This is a genomic window from Pantoea sp. IMH (assembly GCF_000599885.1).
Taxonomy (GTDB): Bacteria; Pseudomonadota; Gammaproteobacteria; order Enterobacterales; family Enterobacteriaceae; genus Erwinia.
In genome coordinates this window covers 636,426-660,791 of sequence record NZ_JFGT01000006.1, presented here as the reverse complement: position 1 = coordinate 660,791, position 24,366 = coordinate 636,426, and the positions used below count along the sequence as shown (strand labels likewise).

Genomic DNA, 24,366 nt, shown 5'->3' with positions numbered 1-24,366 from the left:
CGCGCCGCGCCAGGGAAACAGGTTGACGATCGTCCATAATCATTGCCTCTTAGAAATAGAGCCCGATACGGGCGTAAATGCTGACGTGGTCCGGTTGCAGGTAGTCTGGGTAGCGGACCGGAATGCCCAGGGTGTACTGGGTGTAGAAAGCGTTATTACGGGTGCCGACCCCTACCGAGCTGCCCCAGATTGTGCCGGTGAATTCACGGTTTTGTGCGTCGCTTTTCAGCCAGCCGCCATCAAGGGCCGCGGTGGCGCTGACCTCGCCCAGAAACGGCGCTGTAAAGAGGCTGTAGTTCAGTTCGTTGCGTAGATAGCCGCCGTTATCACCTGAAAGGTATTGTTCCTTAAAGCCTCGTACCGAGCTTTCGCCGCCAATCGTCAGCCGTTCGCTACCGTACAACCGGTCTGGCGACCACTGGCCATAGACGCTGCTCAGCCACCACAGTTTGTCGGTGACCGGACGCTGAAAGCTGCCGCTGAGGCTCCACTTACGAAACTGGGCTTTCGGCAGATCGCCGTTTTTACCGGCGTCACGCTCGGCGTCAAACCACGGCATGCCGCGGCTGAAGGTCGGGTTTAGCGTGGCCACGCCGCCGAAGACCTTTTGCGTGTGGTTAATGCCCAGCTGGGTGCTGGTGATTTTGCGGCTGCTGCTCTGGAGTAAGGTGTGGTTGAGAAAGTTGTGGCTGGAATAGTGGCTGAGGCCAAGCTGTACGCCGGTTTTGATGTCGCCGTTGCGAAACAGCACCCAGCTGCCGTTAAGGCGGTGGGCAATATTGTCGCCGTTACTCAGCCAGGTGAAGTCATTATTGATGAAACTGCTGTGGTAACTGCTCCAGCTGTAGCTGTAATCAATCAGGCCGTAACCGTAGGGATGCTCAACCCCGCCTGAACATTCTCTGCATTACGCCACTCGCTGAAGGCGCTACTGCGCCCGCCGCTGATAAACCAGCGGTCAGCGAGCCCCAACAGATTATTGCCAGTCAGTGCAGCGTTCAGCTGGCCGACGCCCGTGTTTTTCTGTCCGCTATTATCAAAACCGACCGAGGCGTTTAACGGAAATTCCGGCTTTGCAGTGAGATTCACTACCGAAAAGCCCACTTTAGTTGAGGGCAGAATTTCAATCTGTACCGGCGTGACGCGAACACGGTTAATTTGCTCCATTCCCTGTTCGATATCACGCAGATTCAGCACTTTTCCTTCCAGGCCGGGAAAGGCCATATGAAGCATTCGCGGATGCTTACCTTCAAGCCGGATGGTATCCAGCTTCCCTTCAAGGACGGCAATGGATAATTCGCCCTGTGACAGATCCTGCTCCGTTAAATAGGCCCGGCTGGTAATATACCCACGCTGCATATACCAGTCAGAAATAGCATGAACCAGCGCGTTAACCTCCGTTAAGTTAAGACACTTGCTGGTATAGAGCCTGGCAAGCGCCTGCTTCTCGCTGTCAGATATAAGTGAGGCATTAAGTATTGAGATGCGGTGAATATTGAAACATGTACCTGTCTCAACGGGCGAAACCGCGCTCTTTATTTCCGGCGAGATGGCTTGCCACAGGGCTTCGCGCTGATGCTGGTTTTGTTGCAGACGCTCCTGCTGTTCATTCTGAATAAAATCGCGGTCGCCTGGTGTTAATGGTGCGGCCACGGCGTAGCTTATAACGAACCATGCCGTCGCCAGCAACGTCCCTGTCTGTTTTATCATTTTTAGGAATCTGAAGAATATGAAAAGGTAATGTAGCTAATGCGTTATCGCTATAATATCACCATAATAATCAGAAAGTTCCTGTTTTAAAATAAAAGCATTATTGTGGAATCAAGTTCATTTAAATTACGATCACTTCCTGCAACAAGGAAAACTTCCAGTGTTAAATCCTGCAATTTGCGGTTTGAGTGCTTATAAAAGCATTCTTTGATATCTCGGTGACTAATAGCGCCTGAATGGTTTCACCCGGAAACGATTAACGTGTTATTTCCGTAACAGGAACACGTAACTAATAAAGAGGATTTTAAGAAAATTAATCCAGCGCTATTTTTTTGTATCTGACTAATTTCATCACCTGGTATACTGGTGGCAGACGCTGGTGGTAAAATTATATGTAAGTGGGATGGCCCTTATTACGATCCCGCTGCCTGTTTACACAACCAACATGCATTAATGCCTTACGTATTTTTCGAAATAAAGTAATCCCGGTTTAAACGTCGCCTTCAGGAAGTAAAAAACGCTCAATCGCCTCCGCCACTTCCCGGGCGGCATCCACCACAGGATGATGGCCTGCCCCGGCAATAATGACGAGCGAGGCAAACGGCAACGCCTCTGCTATTTCCTGGCTTAATGCCACGGGCGTTGCCCGGTCCTCTTCACCGCAGAGGATCAGCGCAGGAATAGCAACAGAAGGCAGCAGCGCCCGTATATCGCCACGGGTAAAAACGGCGGCGTCAATCGCCAGCGCCAGGCCAACAGGCGGTAAAGCCATCAGCTTGCCGCGTTCTTCTGAAAGAAAATCCGCCTGAGTCAATAACGCCTGTTCGCCATAAATCTGTGCCTGCATCGCCCTCAACACGGCTTCACGATCCTGCGCATTTCCTTCGGATAAAATTTCCCGCCGCGTTTGCCATTCCGCGAGGCGTTCCGGATATTCAGCTCTGGCGCTGGTACCAATCAGGATCAGCCGCGATACGCATTCCGGATAACGGGCTGCCAGCCTGATCCCCACCATCCCGCCCTGGCTCTGGCCAATAAAAATCACCTTACCCAGCGAGCGCGCCTGGATCATCAGAGCAAAATCCTGGCTTATCGCATCAAGCGTCCAGCCTTCGGGATCGTAGCCGCTTTGCCCGTGGCCCGGCATATCGATCACAATGCAGCGAAAATGTTGGCTCAGCCTGTTCACCTGTTCGGTGAAAATAGTGTGATCGGCAAACAGACCATGGGCAAAAAATAGCGTTGGCCCCTCTCCGCGTTCACGGTAATGATAAACCCTGCCGTTGAGTTTAATTTGCTGCTGCTGCCAGTCGTCGTGGGGATTGAATGCCCGGCTCAGAAGCGCGGAATCCTCAAATATCTGGTAGCGGGTAATTTTGCCCCGCATTACCTGAAAATGGATAATCATATCGCTGCCAACGCTGTTTCCCGTCAGGGCTATCCGGTGACGAAAACGTCCCAGCACCAGAACGTTATTATCCTGTTCAATAAACTCGCTGAGCGTAAAGTCCAGCGGCGTAAAGTGTTCAGGGAAACGTTCTAGCCAGGTTTTTACCTGTTCAGCCCCCTTCAGCACGCCTACCGTCTGCACCTTTACATCCCCATCCACATGCCACACAACCTCTTTATCCAGCAGCGCGACGGCCTCATCCCACGCTTCGCACGCAAATGCTTCCAGATAGGCTTTCACCACATCAGTGGGTTTTGCTGCCGCTGTCTGCTGCTTGTTTATCAATGTCATTATTTCACTCCGGTAGAGAAAGCACCGCCAAAACGGGGCTGCTGATGCTGGGCAGTTTATTTCTACCGACGGGGGATAAACAGGGATAAAATAGGGGAATCATTTTCCATAAACAGAAAATAAAAATGGCTCAGAAGATGGACTGGAACGATCTGCGATTTTTTCTTACCGTGGCCAGAACGCAGAGCCTGACAAAAACGGCGGAAGCGCTCCGTGTAAGTCAGTCTACGGTTTCAAGGCGGATCGGTATGATCGAGACGGCGCTCAGCGTCAGGCTTTTTATCCATCATCAGTCTGGCTATTTCCTGACCGACGCCGGACGGGACCTTATGCGTTATGCGGAAGAAGTCGAAGAGAAAGTGCTCCAGCTCGAAAGCGATATAGCGGGCTACGATCGGCACCCGACCGGTACGGTTCGCCTGGCTACCGCGTCAACGCTGGCAAGCCATCTTATTATTCCCGCCCTGCCGCGTTTTGCCGCCCGGTTTCCCGGCATCACGCTGGAGATCATCACCGGGGTAAACACGGTTTCAGTCAGTCGTCATGATGCGGATTTGGCGCTTCGCCTGATCCGGCCTGTCCAGCAGACGCTCAAGATCCGCCGGGCGGGATGCATCAGATCGGCGATTTATGGCAGCGAAGCCTACCTGCGTCAGCATCCGGCACCTGAAGCGGAGCCGCTTAGCGGCAGAAGATTTATCAGCTGGGATACAGCTTATGCCCATCTTCCGGCGGCCAGATGGCTCAGCGAAACATGCCCGAAGCACACGCCGGCACTGGTGGTCACCAGCCTCGATTCCCATATTGCCGCCGTCAGAGCGGCGCTTGGACTGGCCGTACTGCCCTGTTTTATCGCTTCACATTACCCAGAACTGACTGAGGTATTGCCAGCAGAGAAGGTTTTTGCCGAGGATATCTGGCTGGTCAGCCATGCCGATCTCACAGCCTCCACGCGCGTGCGGGCCGTCAGTGATTTCCTGCTGGAAATGCTTAGCGAGGCACAGCTGCGCTAAAAACTGGGTTAGTGGACCAATAGTGAACTCTGGCATCGGCTAACTGGTTCTGTCTCCACGCTTATCGTATCGATAATTTGAACGTAGCCTACGCATCCTGAACGCGTCAGAGTGCCTCGATCGCTGGGTATTGGTTATCCGGCACAAAAAGCATTACCCGTATAAGCTATATCAGTCTAAGACTAGCCGTGGGTGCACTGCGAGGATCCTGATGAACAATGACACTAATGATATCTTTAATAGCGAATTTTCCCGGCAATACGACGCTTATAATGCCGCGATGGACGCAATTTCGCATAATCTCCATCTGCTTATTTCGATCCTGCTGCGCGATCTCCCTGAAGATGCGAGGATTTTATGCGTAGGTGTGGGCACCGGATCGGAGATAGTTCGCCTGGCTGAAACGCACCCGGGCTGGCGCTTTACGGGCGTGGCTCCCTCTCCTGATATGCTCGCCGTATGCGCCGAAAAGCTGCAACGCAAAGGGTTAAGTGAACGCTGCATGCTGACCGAAGGCTATCTTGGCGATATGCCGGTCAGCGGTGACTATGATGCTGCCCTTTGCCTGCTGGTTACCCATTTTATTCAGTCAGATACGCGCAATGGGATCTATCAGCAAATGCACGCCCAGCTGCTACCCGGTGCTAAGATGATTACCGCTGAAATTGCTGGGGATATGGCTGCGCAAGATTTTGAGGAGAAACTGGTTGCCTGGGCGGGCATGCATTCCCTTGCCAGCAACACCAAACGCACGCCTCAGGAACTGAAAGCGCAAATGGAACAACGTCTGCTTCTGCTGCCGCCAGAACAGACCGAACGCCTGATTACCGCATCCGGATTTCTGACGCCGCAGCGTTTTTTTCAGTCGTTGCTGATCCATGGCTGGGTGGCAACAAAACCGGCGAACTGAATCCCTCTCCAGGTCCTGTCTTTCAGGCTGATCCTGAGCTGATGCCGTTCCAGTGAATCCAGGCACTGATAGCGTTATCAGTGCCTGCTGTTACATTATGCTAAACGGAAAAGACTACGGGCGTCTGAAGAGCGCGATGCTGCGGCCTTCAAGTTCGAAGTCCACTTCTTTGTTGATCACCAGCCCCTTTTCAAGGGCTTCAGAGGTGGTCAGCTCAAGCACCCAGCCGCCCTCGCCTGACTGCGGAATGGCAAAAGGCACCGTGCCTTCAAACGGGTTAAAAAGCATCAGCACATCGTGCCAGATCCCCTCCTGACCTTTCAGGTCGTCACGGCTGATATAAAGACCCAGCGTTGACCCTTCATCCCACTGCTCTTCCTGCTGGTAACCGCCGCCGGCGTTAAACCATTCGATCACCATGCCGTCGCGCCAGTTCTCACGGCGCAGCAGCGGCTGAGCGGCACGCAGACTGATAATGTGACGGGTAAACTCCCGCAGTGCCTCGCAGGTTTCCGGCAGATCGTCCCAGTGCACCCAGGAGATCTCGCTGTCCTGACAGTAGCCGTTATTGTTACCCAGCTGGCTGCGACCAAACTCATCACCCGCCAGCAGCATCGGCGTACCGTGGGAAAAGATCATCGTGGCCAGGAAGTTGCGCTTCTGCCGCTCGCGGATAGCGTTGATCTCCGCCTCTTCTGTCGGCCCTTCCGCGCCGTAATTGCAGGAGCGGTTATCGTTGTGCCCGTCGTTATTGTCTTCGCCGTTCGCGTCATTGTGTTTCTCGTTATAAGAAACCAGATCGTTGAGCGTGAAGCCATCATGCGCGGTCACGAAGTTAACGCTGGACCATGGGCGGCGGCCGCGCTGGTCGTAAAGATCGCCAGAACCGAGCAGGCGTGCCGCAAAATCAGTTGAGACATTATTGCCTAACCAGTATTCACGCACCGTGTCGCGGTATTTGTCGTTCCACTCTGCCCAGCCCGGCGGGAAGCCGCCAACCTGATAGCCACCCGGCCCGATATCCCAGGGTTCGCCAATCAGTTTCAGTTTGGAGAGGACCGGATCCTGCATCATCGCGTCGAAAAAGCCGCCGCGTTCGTTGAACCCTTCCGGCTCGCGCCCAAGAATGGTGCCCAGGTCGAAGCGAAAACCGTCAACGTGCATCGATTCGGCCCAGTAACGCAGCGAATCCATCACCATCTGCAATACGCGCGGATGTGAGGTATTTACAGTGTTGCCCGTGCCGGTATCGTTGATGTAGTAACGGTGCTGATCGGGCATGGTGCGGTAGTAAGAGAAGTTATCGATGCCTTTCAGCGAAAGCGTTGGCCCAAGCTCATTCCCTTCCGCGGTGTGGTTATAAACGACGTCGAGGATCACTTCGATACCGGCGTCATGGAAAGCGCGCACCATATCGCGGAAGCCCTGAATCCCTTTCGGCCCGTAATAGCGTGATGCAGGCGCAAAGAAAGCAAGCGTGTTATAGCCCCAGAAGTTCTTCAGGTCACGATCCAGCAGGTGCTGATCGTCCGGGAACCAGTGAACCGGCATAAGCTCTACCGAAGTAATGCCCAGGCTTTTGATGTAGTCGACGGAGGCTTTATGGCCCATCCCTTCAAAGTTACCGCGCAGTTCAGCAGGTATTGCGGAGTTAAGCTGGGTAAACCCTTTTACATGCGTTTCATACACGACCGTATTCGGCCAGGCAATTGAGGGCCGGTTATTGTCTTCCCAGTCAAACTCGTTGGGATCGATAACCCGGCATTTCGGCATGAACGGCGCACTGTCACGCTCGTCAAACGTCAGATCTTTATCTTCGTGAAGCAGATCATAGGCGTAGTGCGCCTCGTTCCACTCAATATCACCCGCCAGTTCGCGTGCGTAGGGGTCAATCAGCAGCTTGTTTGGATTAAAGCGGTGGCCGTTTTCAGGATCGTAAGGGCCATGCACGCGATAGCCATACAGCGCGCCGGGTTGCAGGCCCGGCACATAACCATGCCAGATTTCATGGGTATATTCCGGCAGGGTCAGCCGGGCAATTTCATTTTCTCCGCTGGGATCGTACAGGCAAAGCTCCACGCGTTCCGCATGCGCTGAGAAAATAGCGAAGTTAACCCCTTCACCGTCATAATTGGCCCCGAGATGCTGGCCAGACCCTGCTGTAATTTCAAAATGCTTACCGTCAGACATTCATTCTTCTCCTTCGAATGTTGCGTTTTACTCGCACAGGCGATTCGTTGTTATTGTTCACAAACTTATATCGTTACCAGAATGAGGGGCGATCCGGGCGCGGCAGCATCAAGCTGAATGGCGTCGGTGACCCCGATTTCTTCTCCGCTGAGAATGTCACGATAGCGTCGGTTAGCAAGGGTTGCAGGCAGGCTGACTTGCGTCTGTGCCCAGCCGGTATGATGAGGCGTCTCAGGACTTTCCTCAGTTGTGCCAAAAACAAGACGCGGCGCAACGACAATCAACGCCGTATTGTTAACCTCCCGGGCATAGGTAATCACGTTATCCGCCTGGCTGCCTGTCGCGGTAAGCGGCAGATAACCTCCCTGGCGAAACAGCAGAGGCTGCTGCTGACGGAAATGCAGTACGCGGGCGATAATATGCTGCTTCTGCTCTCCATTCAGCCGGCCTGCTTGCATAACAGGCTTGTTTTCATAGCCAGACAACATCTTCTCAAGACCGGCAAAATCGGGCTCACGGCGGTTATCCGGGTCGACAAGGCTGAAGTTCAGCGCCTCGCTTCCCTGATAGATATCGGGGACGCCCGGTGCCGTCAGTTTGATTACCGTCTGGGTGAGTCCGTTAACCAGTCCCGCCCGGATAAAGGGCTGAAGCGTGTCACAAAAGTCATTTAAGAATAGCTGGTTATCAGGAGATAGCAGGTGGCTGGCGTAATCAAGTACCGCTTTTTCGTAGGCTTCATTGCTGTCGGCCCAGTCGGTGCGCAGCTTCGCTTCGCGCAGGGCTTTTTCAACAAATGCCAGGAAGCGCCCCTCCAGTTCTCTCAATTCCTCCGCCTGGTCAGGACGAAGCGTGACCGGCCAGACGCCAGCCAGCGCCTGATAAAGCATCCAGGCAACGGCGGGCCTCGGCGCCGGGCCGTCATCGAGGGTCACCACCTGTGACTGGTTCATGTCGCGCCAGCGCGCAACGCTTTCTGCCCAGAGGTCCGGCGCTTCCGTCAGCGTATAGAGCCGCGCCCGGGCATCCTCACCGCGTTTGGTATCGTGGGTTGACGTGCCTGACAGCGCATCGGGCTGGCGTTCGAGGCGGGTTTTCATCTCCTGATGGAAGCGGCTGAGGGAGAAGACGCGCGGCATCGGTTCCGCGCCCACTTCGTTCAGCGCCAGATCCATGTTCTGACGGAAAAAGAGCGTATCCTCCACCGATTTCGCCATCAGCGGGCCGGTAAGCTGCTGGAACCGCGTTCGGAAACTGGCAGCATCGCCGGACGCTTCGTCAGAGACATCGCCCGTCAGCAGTGCGGCAATAAAGTCGAGAGCGGCTGGCTCGGGAGCGTTATCGCTGGTTTTGACCTTATCGAGGATCTGTTTCAGCAATGCGGCGCTGGCAGGCGGCAGGCCCGTCTCCGTGCCGTAAGTGCGGTAAACCGGAAAGGCAACCAGCAGTTCGCGTAACGCAGCCCGCAGCGCGGTTTCCTGCTGCGCCACACCTTCACTCTCAGCAATAGCGCAGGCGAGTTTCAGCAATGTGGAAAATTCACCCGCAAAGTTTCTGTCCGCCATCAGCAGCTTCGCTGCGCGCAGTTCAGCTTTCATATCGACCGGCTTGCCGACCACATCATTCCAGGCCTTGCGCAGGTCGCTGATCTTCTCATCATCAACCAGCACATCAGAGAGCGACGCGATAAATTCATAACCGGTAGTGCCTGAAACCGGCCATTCTTCCGGAAGATGCTCACCTTTACCGAGGATTTTTTCGACGGTGATATAGCAATCCGGCCCCGCTTTTTGGCGCAGACGCTGAAGATAGCCTTTCGGATCGGCCAGCCCATCCACGTGATCCACTCTCAGACCATCGACGGCGCCGGAGTGAACAAGTTCGAGGATCAGCTGATGACAGTCATCAAATACCGCATCATCCTCTACCCTGACGCCAGCAAGGCCGGTTATCTCAAAAAAACGCCGGTAGGAGAGATCGTTAGGCGCGTCACGCCAGGACATCAGGCGCCATGGCTGGCGATCGTGCAGCGCAGCAAGGGCCGCCTTATCGGTGATGGCCAGCACTTCCGCTTCGCGCCCCTGCCAGCTTTCCGGCACAAGCGGATAGTAGTTTTCAAAATAGGCGAGCGCCGGTTTGCCGGTTTTTGGATCGGGTTTGACGCTGATATCGCCACTTTCCAGCACGCTTTCAAAACTATCGCCGAGGAAAGGCAGAGTCAGCCGTCTTGACCAGTCAATATCGAAGTGGTGCGCATAACGGCTTTTGCTGCCATGTTCTATCACGTCACGCCACCAGGCATTCTCCAGCGAAGCAGCCATATGATTCGGCACGATATCGATGATCAGGCCAAGCCCAGCCTGCTTCAGCGCGCTGACCATACGATCAAAGCCTTCACGCCCGCCCAGCGTCGGATCGATTTCGTTCGCATTGGTGACATCATAACCGTGCGTCGAATCGGGTGTGGCGGTAAAAATCGGCGACGCATAAAGATGGCTGATACCAAGCTGCCTGAGATAGGGAACCAAACCCGCAGCGCGGTCAAACGTCATGCCGTTACGGAACTGAATCCGGTACGTCGAGGTTGGGATTCTCATGCGGATTCTCCTGTCATCAGGCGAACCATGACCGCGTTTTGCGGCAGATTGTCTGTTGTTTCCGGCCAGCTAAAAATTGTTTCGCCAGGCAAGTCGGGTAGCGGCTGGGGATCCTCGCCAACGTTAAGGGCGATTGAGAGCGTCCCCTGTGGGAACGTCCAGCAGACCGCGAGGAAACCTTTTGCGGTGGCGACAACCTTGCCACTGTGGCCGCCAGCGGTAGCCAGCAAGGGCACAATGCGTTCCTGACGCAACGCCAGCAGCGTTCTGGTGAGCGCCAGCCAGGCCTGCCCCTCGTCGCTTGCCGTTTTCTGCCAGTCCAGCTTCGACATCATAAAAGTTTGCGCATCGTTAGGATCGGGCACGCTTTCGCCTTCATGACCGCTATGGCCGGCAAACTCTCTGGCGCGCCCTTCACGCACGGCTTTGGCGAGATCGCCATGGAAATCCGTGAAAAAGAGGAACGGCTGCGTTTCGCCATACTCTTCGCCCATAAACAGCAGAGGGATATGCGGCGAGAGAAGCAGCGTGGCAAGCAGCGCTTTGGTACGGTCAGCACCCGCCAGCGTAATCAGCCTTTCGCCCTGAGCGCGGTTGCCGACCTGATCGTGGTTCTGAATGAAATCGACAAAGGCGACCGGCGGCTGTCCGGCACTCGGCACCCCGCGCGTCTCCCCCGACTGCGAGGAAATTTCACCCTGATAAGCGAAACCTTCCGTCAGGATCTTCGCCACACGTTTTTCCGGCTCATCGGCAAAATCAGCGTAATAGGCGTGGGTTTCGCCAGTGGCGAGGACGTGCACAGCGTTATGGAAATCGTCATTCCATTCGCCGGTAAAAAGCGGCGCGGTGCCATCTTCTTCGTAAGGATGCAGGAAAATGACGTTGCGGCTGTCCTCCGTGGTGAGATGGATCGGTCGATCGACAATGCGCTCGCGGATGCGCCGGGCGATTTCAATCAGCACATGCTCGCTGGCGCTGTCTTCAATCTGATCGATGGCGTCGAAGCGCAGGCCGTCGAGATGATACTCTTCCAGCCAGTAAAGCGGCGCTTCGAGGATATAACGCCGGGCGGCGTCAACATCATAGGCGATACCTGCGCCCCATGGCGTCACCCGCTCTTTATGGAAAAATTCAGGCGAGAGCAGCGGCAGATAATTCCCTTCTGGCCCAAAGTGGTTAAGCACAATATCGAGTACCACAGAGAGACCATGACCATGTGCCGCATCCACAAATGCTTTGAACTCATCAGGGGTACCATAGGCGGCGTGCGGCGCATAAAGCAGTACGCCGTCATAACCCCAGCCCCGGTCACCGCCAAACTGCGAGAGCGGCAGAATTTCAATCATGGTGATGCCAAGCCCGGCGAGATAAGGCAGTTTTTCGATTGCCGCTTTATAGGTGCCTTCGGGCGTGAACGTCCCGATATGCATTTCATAGACCACCGTTTCAATCCACGGTCGGCCATGCCATGCGGTATTCTTCCAGCGATAACGGGTAGGATCGGTGACCAGCGATGGCCCATTCACCTCCGCTTTCTGCGCCCGTGATGCCGGGTCAGGAACCACCATGCCGTCAGCCAGGACGAAATGATATTCGGCACCCGGCGAAACGCCGGAAACCTGCAGTTCAAACCAGCCATCACCGGCCTGTTTCATCTCACGGTCTTCACCGGAAAGTCTCAGTGCCACGCGCTGCTGACCAGACGCCCAGAGCCGAAAACAAACCTCGTCTTCAGCCACATAGCTGGCCCCCCAACTTCCAGAAAATGATTTGGACTCCATTCGATTGCCTCGTTAAGACTGAAAGTGAACATTGAACGTCAAGCGCCAGAAATCAATCATAGTCGAATATGTAAAAACCGAATGGTCGTGCAAAACGTCGCCGGATCGGTACCGGTAGTAGTCAGGAACCTTCATGGCGCTATTCAGCACGCTAAATTATCCCCGGCTTTCCTCTCTGTATCCCCTTTACGATCCGCTCTGCCTGAACTCGCTTCCGCCTGGCCCGCTCTGTTGCAGCGTTCCCTGAGGCAATCAGCGCTTTAAACTGCCGCAGGGCTTTACAGGCTCAACGCATAAATGTTATTCACATCATCCGGTTACCCTTTCCCGTCGCGTTAACGCCAACAGCGGACATGACGTTTTCTGAGGTTTTTTCCTGATGACACAGCAGCGAGCAACGTTAGTCGGCCTGACCGCGATTCTGCTCTGGAGCGCGCTGGTTGGCCTGATCCGCAGCGTTAGCGAAGGGCTTGGCCCCGTCGGCGGTGCGGCGGTGATTTATACGCTGAGCGCAGTTTTACTTATGTTCACCGTCGGCATGCCAAGGCTGAGCAACTTCCCGCGCCGTTATCTGATTGTCGGGAGCCTGCTTTTTGTCAGCTATGAGCTCTGTCTATCGCTTTCGCTCGGCTACGCCGCCTCCCGCACCCAGGCGATTGAGGTCGGCATGATTAACTATCTCTGGCCCGGCATGACCATCCTGCTGGCGGTCTGCGTTAACCAGCAAAAAGTGCGCCTGTGGCTTATTCCCGGTCTGCTGGTTGCCCTGGCCGGAATATGTCGGGTGCTGGGTGGCAGCGCAGGCTTCTCATTTGCCAGCATCAGGGACAACCTGTACAGCAATCCGCTCAGCTACGGGCTTGCCTTCAGCGGTGCCGTTATCTGGGCTGTTTATTGTGTGGTGACAAAGAAAATGGCCCGCGGCAGCAACGGGATCACGCTGTTTTTTCTGCTAACCGCGCTGGTACTGTGGCTTAAGTTTTTCTCTGCGCCCCAGCCGGAAATGCAGGTCAATTTATCCGTTCTAATCAGCCTTATTCTGGCAACCGCCGCCATAGGATTTGGTTATGCCGCCTGGAATTTTGGCATTCTGCATGGCAACGTTACCGTGATGGCCACGGCGTCCTATTTCATTCCGGTATTTTCTGCGCTGCTGGCCTCGTTTATTCTCCAGGCACCACTTTCTGCTCCTTTCTGGCAGGGTGCAGCGATGGTGAGCCTGGGGTCACTGCTCTGTTGGGGGGCAACGCGGGAAAGGTGACGCTGTCACAAATAGCTGCTTTATACTGCGGCTCGCCCCGAATTTTTGAGACGATACTGAGCCGGTCTGGCTGTTAACTGTGGTGGGATAAGGCTAAAATAGCCGATTCTGAAGATGCAGAGGTAAGCGAGGTATAATGATTTTTCGTTTCGCCCTGGCCGCAGTGACGGCCGCCATGTTATTAACAGGTTGTGCGCCTAAGCAGGCCACGCAGGTTTCGCCCGACTTTTTTAACGGGCCAACCCGGGTCAATATTTCGCATCTGGTAACACAGGCCGATGATGGCTCAGCAGTCATGCTGACGGTGGATGGTAACGAAGCTGGCGCACTCGCCCGCGGTGAGAGCACTGAACTTCGGCTTCCTCCGGGAGAGCATAAGCTGGGTGGATATGTCCCCACGCTGTTTGGCATTGGTCGGGTGACGATCCAGCCGATTGAAATCACAACCAGCCCCACCGAAGTCACCCACGTGGCTTATTCGGTCACCCGTGATAAGCCGGTCTTTGAAAAACGGGCGCCCTCTCAGGACGAACGAAGCTAATCTTTTTGCTACCGGAGGCCGCCCTGGCCTCCGGTAGGTTCGCGGTGACTAAAGGCTGTCACCATCATGCTATGAGTTTCTCACTACCGCGTTATTTATCACGCCAGCCAAGCGCGGGTGCAACCTGCGTCAAAAAGGCTTCCATAACGTGCGCGCAGTAGTCAACGCCAAGCTGATTAGGCAGAGTAAGCAGAAGCGTATCGGCTTCGGCGATAGCCTCATCCCGCGCCAGTTGCTCAATCAGTTTTTCAGGCTCAGCGGCATAGCTACGGCCAAAAATGGCCCGCGTTTGTTCATCCAGGTAGCCAATCTGGTCGCCACCTTCCCCACTGCTGCCGAACCAGGCGCGGTCGCGTTCGTTGACCAGCGGGAAGATACTGCGGCTTACTGAAACGCGTGGTGAACGGTTATGCCCCGCTTCCTGCCACGCCTTGCGGTAAGCGCGGATCTGCTTCGCCTGCTGAAGATGAAAAGGCTCGCCGGTTTCGTCATCTTTCAGCGTGGAGCTTTGCAGATTCATGCCGAGTTTCGCTGCCCAGACAGCGGTGGCGTTAGAACCGGATCCCCACCAGATGCGCTCCCGCAGACCTTCTGAATAAGGTTCAGGACGCAGTAATCCTGGCGGATTGGGAAACATAGGCTGCGGCTCCGGCGTGGCGAAACCTTCTCCGCGCAGCACGTCGAGCAGCTTTAAGGTATGGCGACGCCCCATTTCAGCGGCGCTTTCTCCCGCCTCTGGCTGATAGCCGAAATAGCGCCAGCCTTCCACGACCTGCTCCGGAGAACCCCGGCTGATACCCAGCTGTAACCGTCCCCCACTTATCAGATCGGCAATGCCGGCTTCTTCTGCCATATAAAGCGGATTCTCGTAGCGCATATCAATGACGCCGGTACCGATCTCGATAGATGTCGTGCGGGCGGCCACCGCTGCCAGTAATGGGAAAGGCGCACTGAGCTGACGGGCAAAATGGTGTACGCGAAAATAGGCGCCGTCTGCACCTAACTCTTCTGCAGCAACGGCGAGATCGATCGACTGCAGCAGCGCATCGGCGGCAGAGCGTGTGGCCGACTGCGCTGAGGGTGTCCAGTGGCCAAATGACAAGAAACCAATTTTTTTCATTGCTTGAGAGCCTTTTAGTTCGGGATACAGGCAGGTCGTTTTCTGTCGCTGAGGCGTTTTTAGACAGAACCAATGCTGTAACGGGACGCCAGCCTGCATTCTGACACGCAAGGCTGGAGATGAGCTTAACGGATTGTGTCTCTGCTCAGTCGCATACCGGGACGAAAGTACTTTCCAGATAACATCACCCGAGAAAGCGTTGCCTTTGCAAGATTAGCAGCCGTGCTTTACCCCTGCCTGACTAAGAGGCGTAACCCACTTCACCGATCTCCAGGCATCGTTATAATCAGTGATTTGTATGTTGTAACTACTCTACGTTTACTCTTCCTTCCCACCAGCGCAAACCGTCACTGTCAGCTACATTGTTCATTAAAATCAGCGGCCCTTCAGAGGTAAAACATGAGCATTTGCATCACCTGCGGCACCTCATACGATACTCCCCCTCACCCTTCCTGCTGCGCAATATGCGAAGAAGAGCGGCAGTACGTGCCCGCGGACGGACAGAAATGGACAAACGTTGAGGAACTGAACGCAAAGCACGCCAATAAGTGGACCCAGCATGAAACGCAGCTCCTCAGCCTGCAAACCGTTCCTGCCTTTGCCATCAACCAGCGCGCTTTTCTGCTGAGAACGCCGGAAGGTAATCTGCTCTGGGACTGTATCGCCCTGCTGGATAACGCTACACAAACCCTTATCGAGGCGCTGGGCGGCCTGAGCGGCATCGCCATCTCCCATCCTCATTACTATACCCGCATGCAGGACTGGGCGGCGGCGTTCAATGTTCCTATCTGGTTACATGCGTCAGACCGGGAGTGGATACAGCGTGACAGCCCATTTATCCAGCTGTGGCAGGGAGAGTCACTGCGTTTAAATGCTGAGGTTGACCTGATCCGCATGGGAGGGCATTTTGCCGGCGGAACCGTGCTTCACTGGCATAAGGGCGATGGCGTCCTGCTGGCGGGCGATATCATTCAGGTCACGCCGGGTGCCGATCGAGTCTCGTTTATGTGGAGCTACCCCAATCTGCTGCCGTTACCCGCCACTGTGGTCGGTTCCATGGCAGAAAAAGCACAACAGCTCAATTTTGATCGTCTCTATGGCGCTTTTGCAGGCCAGGATATCAAGGCACAAGCGGGAAAAATTGTGAGTGAATCTGCCCAGAAATACATTGATTGTCTTACCAGAGAGTAGCCGCGCTGACTTCGCGCTTAAGGCATGGCAATACAGGAATCCTGATAGTGTCAGCCCGGCAACGTGATAATACAGGCCGATATTTTGAAACAGATCACATTTTTATCGGGTTGTTTTTCCTCTTTTGACGGATAGCCTACACTTCCTGACATTCGGAAAGCGATATCAGTATGCCTGGCTGCACCGGGACCTTTCCACCAGCCTGCAAGGTAAATAGCCGCATCACTGCCCTGCCAAAATAGGGTAAGCGCCCCGCTATTTCGCCCTGTATTTATCCAGACGATGGCTACAGAGCACCAGACAGCAGCCGGGCCTGAGAGAGGGCGGAAACGCAGCCCGACGCTTGCTTCATCAACAGGAGACGGCAATGAACAAAGCATTACAGCATGCAGCCCAGGCGCTCGGTGAGGTGCTGAAGGCCAATGGGATCAAAGTGGTGACGGCAGAGTCCTGCACTGCCGGGTTGGTTGGCATGTCACTGGGTGCCGCCAGCGGCAGCGGGGAGTTTTTTACCACTGCGCTCGTCACCTACACCGACACCGCCAAGCATCGCGTACTGCAGGTAAGTGAAACCACCCTGCGCGAAGAGAGCGCCGTCAGCGAAGCCGCCGTCAGAGAGATGGTTGCGGGGGCAAAGGCGCTGACGGGCGAAGCGGTCAGTATTGCCGTCAGCGGCTATGCCGGTCCCGATGGCGGCGAGGATGGCACCCCGGCCGGAACCATCTGGTTCGCCTGGGGATTGCCGGATAAGGTGGTGAGTCTTGTGCGCCATTTTGAGGGTGACAGCGAAACCGTTATTAACGACGCAGCGCTTTTCGCACTTCAGCACTGCACTGAACTTCTGTCGTCTAACCCACCCCGCCGCTGAACAGCTGGCATGCCAGGGAAGGCATTTCCAGAAATAACCCTTTATTTCCAGGTGTATTCTTAAAAAAGGCGTATTGCCGATTTAAAATTGGACTTAGGGCACGCCTTTTTTTACCTTCTTACCTCACCCGTTCAACGGGGAAGTTCAATGACAGCCGTTTATTTTGGTCGGGCTTAACCGGCTTATATCAGGGATCATACCTTAGTGTGGCAACAGTCCAGACTGTTTCGCCACGGGTTTTCGATTGCATTGATATGGAGCGCCCATGGCCAGACTGCGTTTATATTCCCTGCTTAACAAATGGTCCCGCATCCGTTTTTCCCGCATCAAAGTTGTCCAGCTCCCGCACGAGGCTGCCGACCCGCAAAAAATGGAACTTTATCTCTGCGATGGTCGCGAACCTGCCGCGTGGTTGTTTATCTGCCGTCTTGAAGATGAGAACGATAAGCAGGGGGTCATTGCCCGTTATCAGCGCTGGCTGGAGGCGTATTACGAGCCGGAGAAAACAAACGAGGCGCTCACTGACAATGAGGAGCGACTGCTGGCAAGTGCCATAAGATCGGAAGCCTCTTCTTACAGGCAGAGCAGCGTAACGGTGGCAGGCTGGACGGGGAGAGCTTCAGAAGCGGCCACCTACAATTCTTCCCATTTATCGGTAAGATATTAGGATAATACGTCAAAGGATTGTGACGGATCCGCGCCCGCGATGGGGCGCGCTATCACAGGCGTGGCCTTCGTTTAAGGGAGGTCTACCCGTTCAACATTAAGCTCGGTTTGTTCGCCCTTTCCTTTGACGTAGCCGCTAAGGCGAACCATATCATCGGCGTTAAATTCTTTGCCTTTCCAGGTCGCCTGAGGAATATTAACGGTAATCGTTCCCGTCTGATCGCGGAACGTGTAGGTTTCATCCGCCGTTTTCTTCAGGATGTGCCCTTCCAGCGTTACCCAGGCATCTATACGCATATCGCGGATCTGGCTGATTTTGCTCTCACCGGTATCCTCAGTGCCCTTAGAGCCAGCATCTTTCTGCTGCGGTGGTGGTTCTCCGCCCTTAAATCCCCCTTCCTGGGCAAAGCCGGAAAAGCTGACAGCAAAAAGCACAGCGAGTGCGAGCGTCTTTTTCATTCTCTTTCTCCTTATGGGATGAGCAGGTCCTGTCACAATATCGTTCTCTTTAAGCCTGGCAGAGAGTCTGCATAAGTACAGATTAACAAAGAAAAAGTTGCGGCTGGAAAGGCGATAACGCTTTCCCAGCCGCGGGCGTTAAACGAGGCTCAGGAGACCGCGCCACGCGACGCAGGCTGCATGATGAGTTTTTCCGCCGCCTTTTTCCCGGCAAGAAACGCGTGATCGGAATTGTAATATTCCCATTCGCTGTAGCGCCCGGCGAGAGAGATGTCGTACTTAAGCAGCCACTCGCGGATCAGCGTAACGTTATTGAGCCGTTGATGATCGTAGATAACATAGGCGCAGGGGATATCCGTCTGAGAGGCGGTAAGAACGGGATCCTCTGCGGTGAATAATCCCACGCGAATGCAATCTTCAATGCAGCGCTGATTCAACGCCTCTCCTTCCAGCGGCAAAGGGTGATCGTCCGTATAGGTCATTTCACAAATCAGCCCAAAGCCCCCCTCGGGATTACAGTGCGGGCTGGCGTTACCCTGAAGAAACACGCGATGGAACAACGTATCACCGGGATAGTAGATCCAGTGTTTTTCCAAAAGATCGGCGCGGCCAATGCCCAGATTGACGCAGCGGACTGAGGTGTGACGCAGACCCGCCGCCGCAGCCTGAACCTCAGCTGGCGCCTGGCTACCCAGCATGGCCACCAGCGACGGTAGCGGAAGGGTACTGATTAGCTGTTCATACTGATAGCGGCGTCCATCATTCAGTACAACAATGTGCTGCTGCGGAAAGAGCTGCACAATCTCGGCGTTAGTTTCAAGCGTCCCCTTCAGCAGGGGCAGAAAACCGTTCATCAGCGCCTGAAAACCGCCGCGAAGCGGATAGCCGAAACGCGCATTCGGCCCGACGGGTTTACTGACCGGTTCGAGTGCGCCGTCGATGATCTGTGCCAGATCGGGCAACGGTACCCGTCCACCCAGCCAGGAGGTTTCCATTTCGTTCAGCGGTACTTTCCATAATTTCTGGTTGTAAGGAATGGCAAAATGGCGGGCAATACCTCGCCCCCAGGTCTGCAGGATGAACTGTTCAAAGTTCTCCGTACCCTGCCCCAGGCTTTTCGCGGTGCAGGAAGCGGTTGCCGCGACGCTACCATCGGCACAACAATCCCGGATCTCTGGCCCATCTGCCGACGTTGCGCCAACTTCTCCGTAGCGCGCCTCAATCGCGCCCAGCACGCACTCTTTAATCACCGCCGGTGGCAGGCCATAAAGCGCGCCCTGGAAAGGATAACGGGTATGGACGCCAGAGGTGTAAACCCAGGCTTCCCGCGCCTGCCAGTGCAGATTATCGCCCAGCAGCAGCTTGTACATTTCCAGCACATAAGGTTCGTTAGAAAACATAATGTGACCCGCGTAATCGAACACGAAGCCAGCTTCATCAACGGACCGGCACCAGCCGCCTACCCCGCTATTTCGTTCCAGCAATACCGCATCCTCGCCCAGATGAAGCGCAGCGCTCAGCCCCGTCGGTCCGGCACCGAGGATAAGGTGTCGCGTCCTGATGGTGCCGCTTCCCCGACCTTGGTCAACGCTGGCCACGGCCTGGGTAAGTGACAATGCCAGCCTGACTTCCTGCGCTTTTGCCAGCGCGTCGGTAATAAGGGCAGTGATTGCGTCAACGGTGTGTCGCCAGGAGGTCTGACTGACTACCGCCTTCATCCGCTGTGCCATCAGTACCAGTTCGTCCTCATTGAGATTAACGGCGCTGGCGCAATGCCGCACAAAATCATCGCGATCTTGCGCAACCATCACCAGATCGCCATAGGGTTGTGCCACATCCCGGATATTCGTACTGACCACCGGGCGTTCAGCGGCCATATATTCCAGTACCTTGGTCGGACTGATAAATTGTGTCGAAGGGTTCAGGGCAAACGGCATCAGACAGACGTCCCAGCCCGCAAGAAACTGCGGCAGCGCCTGATAAGGCTGCATCCCCAGGTAGTGGATGTTTTCACGTACCGGCAGCGACGCCGGATCGATTTTGACCACCGGGCCCACGTAAATAAACTGCCAGTGAGGATAACGCTCCGCCAGTTGCGCAATCAGGGCCATATCGATCCGTTCATCGATCACACCGTAGTAACCGAGGCGTGGATGAGGAAGATCCGCCTGCAAAGGATGTTCATTGCTGCGATCGAGCGCCTGCTCAAAGTGCACCACATCCACGCTGCTCGGGAAACAGTGTACGGCGGGATGTTTTTTGCGCCTGGCTTCATAGAGGCTTGGTCCACCGGTGAAAACCAGGTCGGCGCGTTTAAGCAGCGCGGATTCACGCTGTAGCAGCTGCCGGGGCGCATTATCGAAAGCGGACAACTCGTCCATACAGTCATAAATGACCAGCGACGGGGTCAGTTCGCTGAGCAGCGGCAGCGCCATCGGCGTATAAAACCAGACCACAGGTTGCGCATCACCGGAACAAAGCGGCGTCAGCAAGGGTTGCAGCGCCGCGATTTGATCGTCGTGAAACCCCGGCTGCCGCACGTTAGTGTGTGGCCGCGCGACGGTGACATTGGCGCAGGGATAAGAGAGGTGCAGCCCGGCTTCGCCCTCCTGAAAGACCGGCTCCTCAATAAAGATAACCTCAAAATCTCTGGCGAGGCGGGTAAGGATCTGCTGCGGACGCTGAAAGACAAAGTCCCAACGCAGATGGCTGAAAACAATAATAGTATTAACCTTCATCACATTCTCCTTACTGACAGAGCCAAAGGCCAGTCGGGACTGAAACTGACCAGGCTGACGTTGCGCCTCAACCAGCGCATTTGCATAATGCAGGACTTTATTGCGCTGAAATGTCCCATCCTGGCTGACATCCCAGAGACCGCTCTGATGCCATCTGCTGGCATCTTCCCAGTCGGGGCGGTCGATGACGGGATAAAGACAGATGCCCAGCAGCTCAACGTCCTGGCTGATGGCCTGAGCGGCTTCTGCCCCGATATGCTGCAGCCAGGCCCCCCTGCCGCTGCCAACGTGGCTGGTTTCCGCGATAAGGACGGGCCGCTCATACCGCCGGGCAAGGGTGGTAAGCATCTGATGAAAAGGGATCCTTCTGGCATCGCCAAGATGCCAGAAGTAGCGATGATTGCTGCCGTACTCCCACTGATTGTCGTGATAGTAGTTGGCCCCGATAAGATCCAGATAGCGGGGAGATCCGCCCAGCGCCGGTTCCCGCCTGCCACAGATCATATCCCACGCGTGAAACTGAGCCTCATTCTCTTCTTTGACGACAGCGACCAGCCCGGGATCGTCGCCGGGTGAGCCGATATGAATCAGCGGATCGCAGTGCATGATCCGCGCCCCCGGATCCGCCTGCCAGATGGCATCACAGGCAGCCAGGGTCGCTCTTACCAGCTGCTGGCGGGCCAGCAGACCTGTTTTATGACCTGGCCCGATGGACGAAGGGAAGAACCCGACAGCCATCGCCCAGCTGGTAAAAGAGATTTCGTTGACCGGCGAGTAGACTGGTGGAGCGTCATAGTCTGAGGCAAGCGTGGCGGCCAGCGCGCCACAGAAACGGGCGAACCGCGGAATAAAGAACGGATGGAACGGATCGATACCTGTGGGCCAGCCGTAATGGCAGATCGTCCAGCAAATCTGCACGCCCGCTGCACTGGCTGCGCGCATACGCGCATGAACACTGCTGAAATCATAACCCTGAGGGGTGTCGCACAGTCGCCAGCCGACAGTCTCACGCACCGTGCGGATATTCATGGCGGCAAGCGCACGATAATCATCAGCGGCCTGCTGCAAATGGTCGTTTGATTCCGTCATCGACAACGCGATGCCCTGCCGCGTCACATGATCGGCCCCTTCGAATCCTCCCTGCCAGAAAGAAACGTAAGGCGAACCGGCATATTTTTGTTGCCCGTTGTCCCTCATCCCCTACCCCCGGTGATGCAAAATTCAGCGACCATCAGGATCGCCAATTCTATCGATACAATGATCAATAAAGACAGCGGTGCTGAAACTTCACGCTGTCGGAAGATACGAAGCTTTATTAGTTGAGATGCTGGGAACAGCTTTCGCCACGCAAAGAGATAACGCAGCGCAATTGAAAGGCTGTTAAAAGTATAGCCCTTACGGGTTCAGGCGGGCGTGCAATGGGGTTATCACGCATTTTCTGGTACTGATTGTGGGCAGGTTTTCCGGCTTATTGCAGTGAGCTGTAAGCTGCGCCCTGAAAAAGAGGATAAAAGGCCGGGAGTTAGCCTTTTCAGGCGCGGGCCACTACTGAGCAGAATTATTTTTTAAGATACCGGCTTTATTGCAGGAAAATGAAGCTTTATAAGGATAGATAACGCCGCAAAGAGGCATACATGCTGGTCACAATGCGTGATACCAGATGCGTTAATGCCTCTGTTAAGATCGCTGCCTCACGGTCAGTACTGCTTTAACCGGCTACGGCTGTCGACTGACGCTGCTGTCGGTGAGCCTGGCTAACCTCTCACTGCCGCAGCGGCGATGATGGTGAATTATTCTTTTAATACTTTATTATTCAATCACATTCACTTTACTAAGGTAAGCTTGCAGCCTTTCCGGGCGGGATGAGGCTAATTTTTCCGGCTGTTTTGCCGATACCACTGACTTCACGAACCGTTAAGGAAGTCCTGATGTCGCTCAAAAAGTCATCCCTGCTCGCCCTTTTACTGCTGTTTATTCTGTTTTTTACCAGCATATTTTCCAATCTCTGGCTGCTGACGCGCAGTAACGACTCTCTGGACGACGTGAATAAAGAAATTCGCGTCGTCCTCTCCATTATCGATCCTATCAACCACAGCCGCACGCTGCGGGTGCGGCTGATGGAATATATGAAAATGGTGGAAGACAATACGCTGTCGTCCACCGCGCCGACGCTCGACGGGGTCAATGAGGTCCTGAAGAAAGCGGATGGTGCTTTTCAGTCCTACGTCGATGCGCCAAAGCGTCCGGGGGAGCAGGCGCTGGCGGATCAATACAGCAGCGCCTGGCTGACCTACCGTCAGGAAGGATTACTGCCCTTGCTTAAGGCCGCGGAAGCAAATAACCGCGCCGCGTTTGACAGGCAGATAGCGAACGTTATTCGCCTCGACAGACAGTATGAGATCGTACTGGACAATGTGCTGACGCTGCATGAGCAGTATGCGAAACGCCTGAACAGCGATGCGCAGAGTAATTTCAGTTTTGGTCTTGGCCTGATTGTCACCTTCGGCGTGCTGTTCCTTGTTGTGATTGCCGCCGTGCTGATTTTGCTGCGTCGCCACGTTCTCACGCCGCTCTTTGAGGCCCGCGATCACTGCACGAAGATTGCCGAGGGTATTCTGGATAATCCGCTGCCGGTGAAGGCGTCGTCGCGCAATGAAATTCAGACGCTGATGCACTCAATGGAGCAGATGCGCCTGGCGCTGACCGGCATTATTCGTCAGGTACGTGACTCCACGCATACCGTCTCCAGCGCATCCCAGGAGATCGCCGCCGGAAATATCGATCTCGCATCACGTACTGAGCAACAGGCGGCGGCACTGACCCAGACGGCAGCCAGCATGGAAGAGCTGGGCGCGACGGTGAAGCAGAATACCGAAAACGTCGTTGAGGCGAGTCGCCTGACTCAGGAAGCGGTGAAAAATGCGCAGACGGGTGAAAAAGTCTCGCGTGAGGTCATCGTCACTATGGGTCTTATCAACAGCAGCTCGAAGAAGATTGAAGACATTATCAACGTTATCAACGGCATCGCCTTCCAGACCAATATCCTGGCGCTGAACGCCGCGGTAGAAGCCGCCAGAGCGGGTGAACAGGGACGCGGGTTCGCCGTTGTGGCCGGTGAGGTGCGCTCTCTGGCGCAACGCAGCGCGCTGGCGGCCAAAGAGATTGAGGGACTGATTTCTGAATCGGTCTCTAATATCAAAGCGGGCTCCGACCAAGTGAGCAAAACCGGCGAAGCGATTAACGCGATTATCGCCTCGGTCACGCAGGTTGATGTGCTGATGGAACATATCTCCACCGCTTCCGGTGAGCAGAGCCACGGCATCTCGCAGATCGAACAGGCCGTTACCGAGATGGATAGCGTGACCCAGCAGAACTCCGCGCTGGTTCAGGAGTCCGCCTCCGCCTCCGCCTCGCTTGAAGAGCAGGTGCACTCGCTGACGCGTGCCGTCTCTGCATTCCGCCTCGCTGCGGAGTGATTATAGCTTTCCGGCCGGTTTCCCTGCGCGCGGCGTGAGTAAACCGGCTGGCAAACACGCGCTTTTATTCGCAGAATCTGCCGGCGCTTCTCCCGGCGGCA

General features: G+C 55.1%; 15 protein-coding genes and 1 pseudogene. 8 read left to right on the top strand and 8 right to left on the bottom strand.

Annotation, left to right across the window (positions count from 1 at the left end):
* Positions 1-49 precede the first annotated feature (49 nt).
* Together EA20_RS19860 and EA20_RS0117500 are read right to left on the bottom strand one after the other, a co-directional pair.
* Positions 50-1,710, bottom strand: a pseudogene (locus tag EA20_RS19860) (ShlB/FhaC/HecB family hemolysin secretion/activation protein).
* A gap of 490 nt (positions 1,711-2,200) precedes the next feature.
* Positions 2,201-3,451 carry an alpha/beta fold hydrolase gene (locus EA20_RS0117500; RefSeq protein ID WP_024968063.1) on the bottom strand — a complete coding sequence of 417 codons (1,251 nt, stop codon included), beginning with the start codon at positions 3,449-3,451 and terminating at the stop codon, positions 2,201-2,203.
* A 125-nt stretch (positions 3,452-3,576) separates the two neighbouring features.
* Here EA20_RS0117500 and EA20_RS0117495 point away from each other — a divergent pair, with 125 nt between their 5' ends.
* Both EA20_RS0117495 and EA20_RS0117490 read left to right on the top strand, forming a co-directional pair.
* On the top strand, positions 3,577-4,464 hold the full coding sequence (locus tag EA20_RS0117495) for a LysR family transcriptional regulator (RefSeq protein ID WP_235192665.1): 888 nt from the start codon (positions 3,577-3,579) through the stop codon (positions 4,462-4,464).
* Between the two features lie 211 nt (positions 4,465-4,675).
* A complete protein-coding gene (locus EA20_RS0117490) occupies positions 4,676-5,374 on the top strand; it encodes a class I SAM-dependent methyltransferase (RefSeq protein ID WP_024968061.1) in 699 nt (232 codons plus the stop codon).
* 114 nt (positions 5,375-5,488) lie between these two features.
* Here EA20_RS0117490 and glgX read toward each other — a convergent pair whose 3' ends face one another.
* The 3 genes from glgX to treZ form a co-directional block, all read right to left on the bottom strand.
* Positions 5,489-7,564 (bottom strand): glycogen debranching protein GlgX, encoded by a 2,076-nt coding sequence (glgX, locus tag EA20_RS0117485; protein ID WP_024968060.1) that lies wholly within the window; start codon positions 7,562-7,564, stop codon positions 5,489-5,491.
* A gap of 65 nt (positions 7,565-7,629) precedes the next feature.
* Positions 7,630-10,161: a malto-oligosyltrehalose synthase gene (gene treY, locus EA20_RS0117480; protein ID WP_024968059.1), complete on the bottom strand. Its 2,532-nt coding sequence runs from the start codon at positions 10,159-10,161 to the stop codon at positions 7,630-7,632.
* Entirely contained in the window at positions 10,158-11,945 is a 1,788-nt protein-coding gene (gene treZ, locus EA20_RS0117475; RefSeq protein ID WP_024968058.1) for a malto-oligosyltrehalose trehalohydrolase, read from the bottom strand. The genes treY and treZ overlap by 4 nt, the downstream gene beginning before the upstream one ends.
* A gap of 379 nt (positions 11,946-12,324) precedes the next feature.
* On the opposite strand from treZ, the gene yddG reads away from it, so the two are divergent.
* Complete coding sequence (gene yddG / locus EA20_RS19855; protein WP_038381716.1) at positions 12,325-13,206, top strand: aromatic amino acid DMT transporter YddG; 882 nt, start codon at positions 12,325-12,327, stop codon at positions 13,204-13,206.
* Positions 13,207-13,342: 136 nt separating this feature from the next.
* A complete protein-coding gene (locus EA20_RS0117465) occupies positions 13,343-13,747 on the top strand; it encodes a hypothetical protein (RefSeq protein WP_024968057.1) in 405 nt (134 codons plus the stop codon).
* Between the two features lie 91 nt (positions 13,748-13,838).
* Here EA20_RS0117465 and EA20_RS0117460 read toward each other — a convergent pair whose 3' ends face one another.
* Positions 13,839-14,867: an LLM class flavin-dependent oxidoreductase gene (locus EA20_RS0117460; RefSeq protein WP_024968056.1), complete on the bottom strand. Its 1,029-nt coding sequence runs from the start codon at positions 14,865-14,867 to the stop codon at positions 13,839-13,841.
* Between the two features lie 399 nt (positions 14,868-15,266).
* On the opposite strand from EA20_RS0117460, the gene EA20_RS0117455 reads away from it, so the two are divergent.
* The 3 genes from EA20_RS0117455 to EA20_RS0117445 all read left to right on the top strand — a co-directional run bounded on the left by EA20_RS0117455 (position 15,267) and on the right by EA20_RS0117445 (position 17,593).
* The gene (locus EA20_RS0117455) at positions 15,267-16,058 is read left to right on the top strand and encodes an MBL fold metallo-hydrolase (RefSeq protein ID WP_024968055.1); all 792 of its coding nucleotides are present in this window, start codon (positions 15,267-15,269) and stop codon (positions 16,056-16,058) included.
* 367 nt (positions 16,059-16,425) lie between these two features.
* The gene (locus tag EA20_RS0117450; protein WP_024968054.1) at positions 16,426-16,926 is read left to right on the top strand and encodes a CinA family protein; all 501 of its coding nucleotides are present in this window, start codon (positions 16,426-16,428) and stop codon (positions 16,924-16,926) included.
* 265 nt (positions 16,927-17,191) lie between these two features.
* Positions 17,192-17,593 carry a hypothetical protein gene (locus EA20_RS0117445; protein WP_024968053.1) on the top strand — a complete coding sequence of 134 codons (402 nt, stop codon included), beginning with the start codon at positions 17,192-17,194 and terminating at the stop codon, positions 17,591-17,593.
* 71 nt (positions 17,594-17,664) lie between these two features.
* Here EA20_RS0117445 and EA20_RS0117440 read toward each other — a convergent pair whose 3' ends face one another.
* Both EA20_RS0117440 and EA20_RS0117435 read right to left on the bottom strand, forming a co-directional pair.
* Positions 17,665-18,051 carry a YgiW/YdeI family stress tolerance OB fold protein gene (locus EA20_RS0117440; RefSeq protein ID WP_024968052.1) on the bottom strand — a complete coding sequence of 129 codons (387 nt, stop codon included), beginning with the start codon at positions 18,049-18,051 and terminating at the stop codon, positions 17,665-17,667.
* A gap of 149 nt (positions 18,052-18,200) precedes the next feature.
* Complete coding sequence (locus EA20_RS0117435) at positions 18,201-21,986, bottom strand: NAD(P)-binding protein (protein WP_024968051.1); 3,786 nt, start codon at positions 21,984-21,986, stop codon at positions 18,201-18,203.
* Between the two features lie 731 nt (positions 21,987-22,717).
* On the opposite strand from EA20_RS0117435, the gene EA20_RS0117430 reads away from it, so the two are divergent.
* A complete protein-coding gene (locus tag EA20_RS0117430) occupies positions 22,718-24,265 on the top strand; it encodes a methyl-accepting chemotaxis protein (RefSeq protein WP_024968050.1) in 1,548 nt (515 codons plus the stop codon).
* Positions 24,266-24,366 lie beyond the last annotated feature (101 nt).

Excerpts from the sequence above, each read along its gene's own strand:
- EA20_RS0117435 (WP_024968051.1), bottom strand. The coding sequence starts at position 21,986 with ATGAGGGACAACGGGCAACAAAAATATGCCGGTTCGCCTTACGTTTCT.
- yddG (WP_038381716.1), top strand. The coding sequence starts at position 12,325 with ATGACACAGCAGCGAGCAACGTTAGTCGGCCTGACCGCGATTCTGCTC.
- EA20_RS0117465 (WP_024968057.1), top strand. The coding sequence starts at position 13,343 with ATGATTTTTCGTTTCGCCCTGGCCGCAGTGACGGCCGCCATGTTATTA.
- EA20_RS0117500 (WP_024968063.1), bottom strand. The coding sequence starts at position 3,451 with ATGACATTGATAAACAAGCAGCAGACAGCGGCAGCAAAACCCACTGAT.
- EA20_RS0117450 (WP_024968054.1), top strand. The coding sequence starts at position 16,426 with ATGAACAAAGCATTACAGCATGCAGCCCAGGCGCTCGGTGAGGTGCTG.
- treZ (WP_024968058.1), bottom strand. The coding sequence starts at position 11,945 with ATGGAGTCCAAATCATTTTCTGGAAGTTGGGGGGCCAGCTATGTGGCT.
- EA20_RS0117490 (WP_024968061.1), top strand. The coding sequence starts at position 4,676 with ATGAACAATGACACTAATGATATCTTTAATAGCGAATTTTCCCGGCAA.
- EA20_RS0117495 (WP_235192665.1), top strand. The coding sequence starts at position 3,577 with ATGGCTCAGAAGATGGACTGGAACGATCTGCGATTTTTTCTTACCGTG.
- treY (WP_024968059.1), bottom strand. The coding sequence starts at position 10,161 with ATGAGAATCCCAACCTCGACGTACCGGATTCAGTTCCGTAACGGCATG.
- EA20_RS0117440 (WP_024968052.1), bottom strand. The coding sequence starts at position 18,051 with ATGAAAAAGACGCTCGCACTCGCTGTGCTTTTTGCTGTCAGCTTTTCC.
- glgX (WP_024968060.1), bottom strand. The coding sequence starts at position 7,564 with ATGTCTGACGGTAAGCATTTTGAAATTACAGCAGGGTCTGGCCAGCAT.
- EA20_RS0117455 (WP_024968055.1), top strand. The coding sequence starts at position 15,267 with ATGAGCATTTGCATCACCTGCGGCACCTCATACGATACTCCCCCTCAC.
- EA20_RS0117430 (WP_024968050.1), top strand. The coding sequence starts at position 22,718 with ATGTCGCTCAAAAAGTCATCCCTGCTCGCCCTTTTACTGCTGTTTATT.
- EA20_RS0117445 (WP_024968053.1), top strand. The coding sequence starts at position 17,192 with ATGGCCAGACTGCGTTTATATTCCCTGCTTAACAAATGGTCCCGCATC.
- EA20_RS0117460 (WP_024968056.1), bottom strand. The coding sequence starts at position 14,867 with ATGAAAAAAATTGGTTTCTTGTCATTTGGCCACTGGACACCCTCAGCG.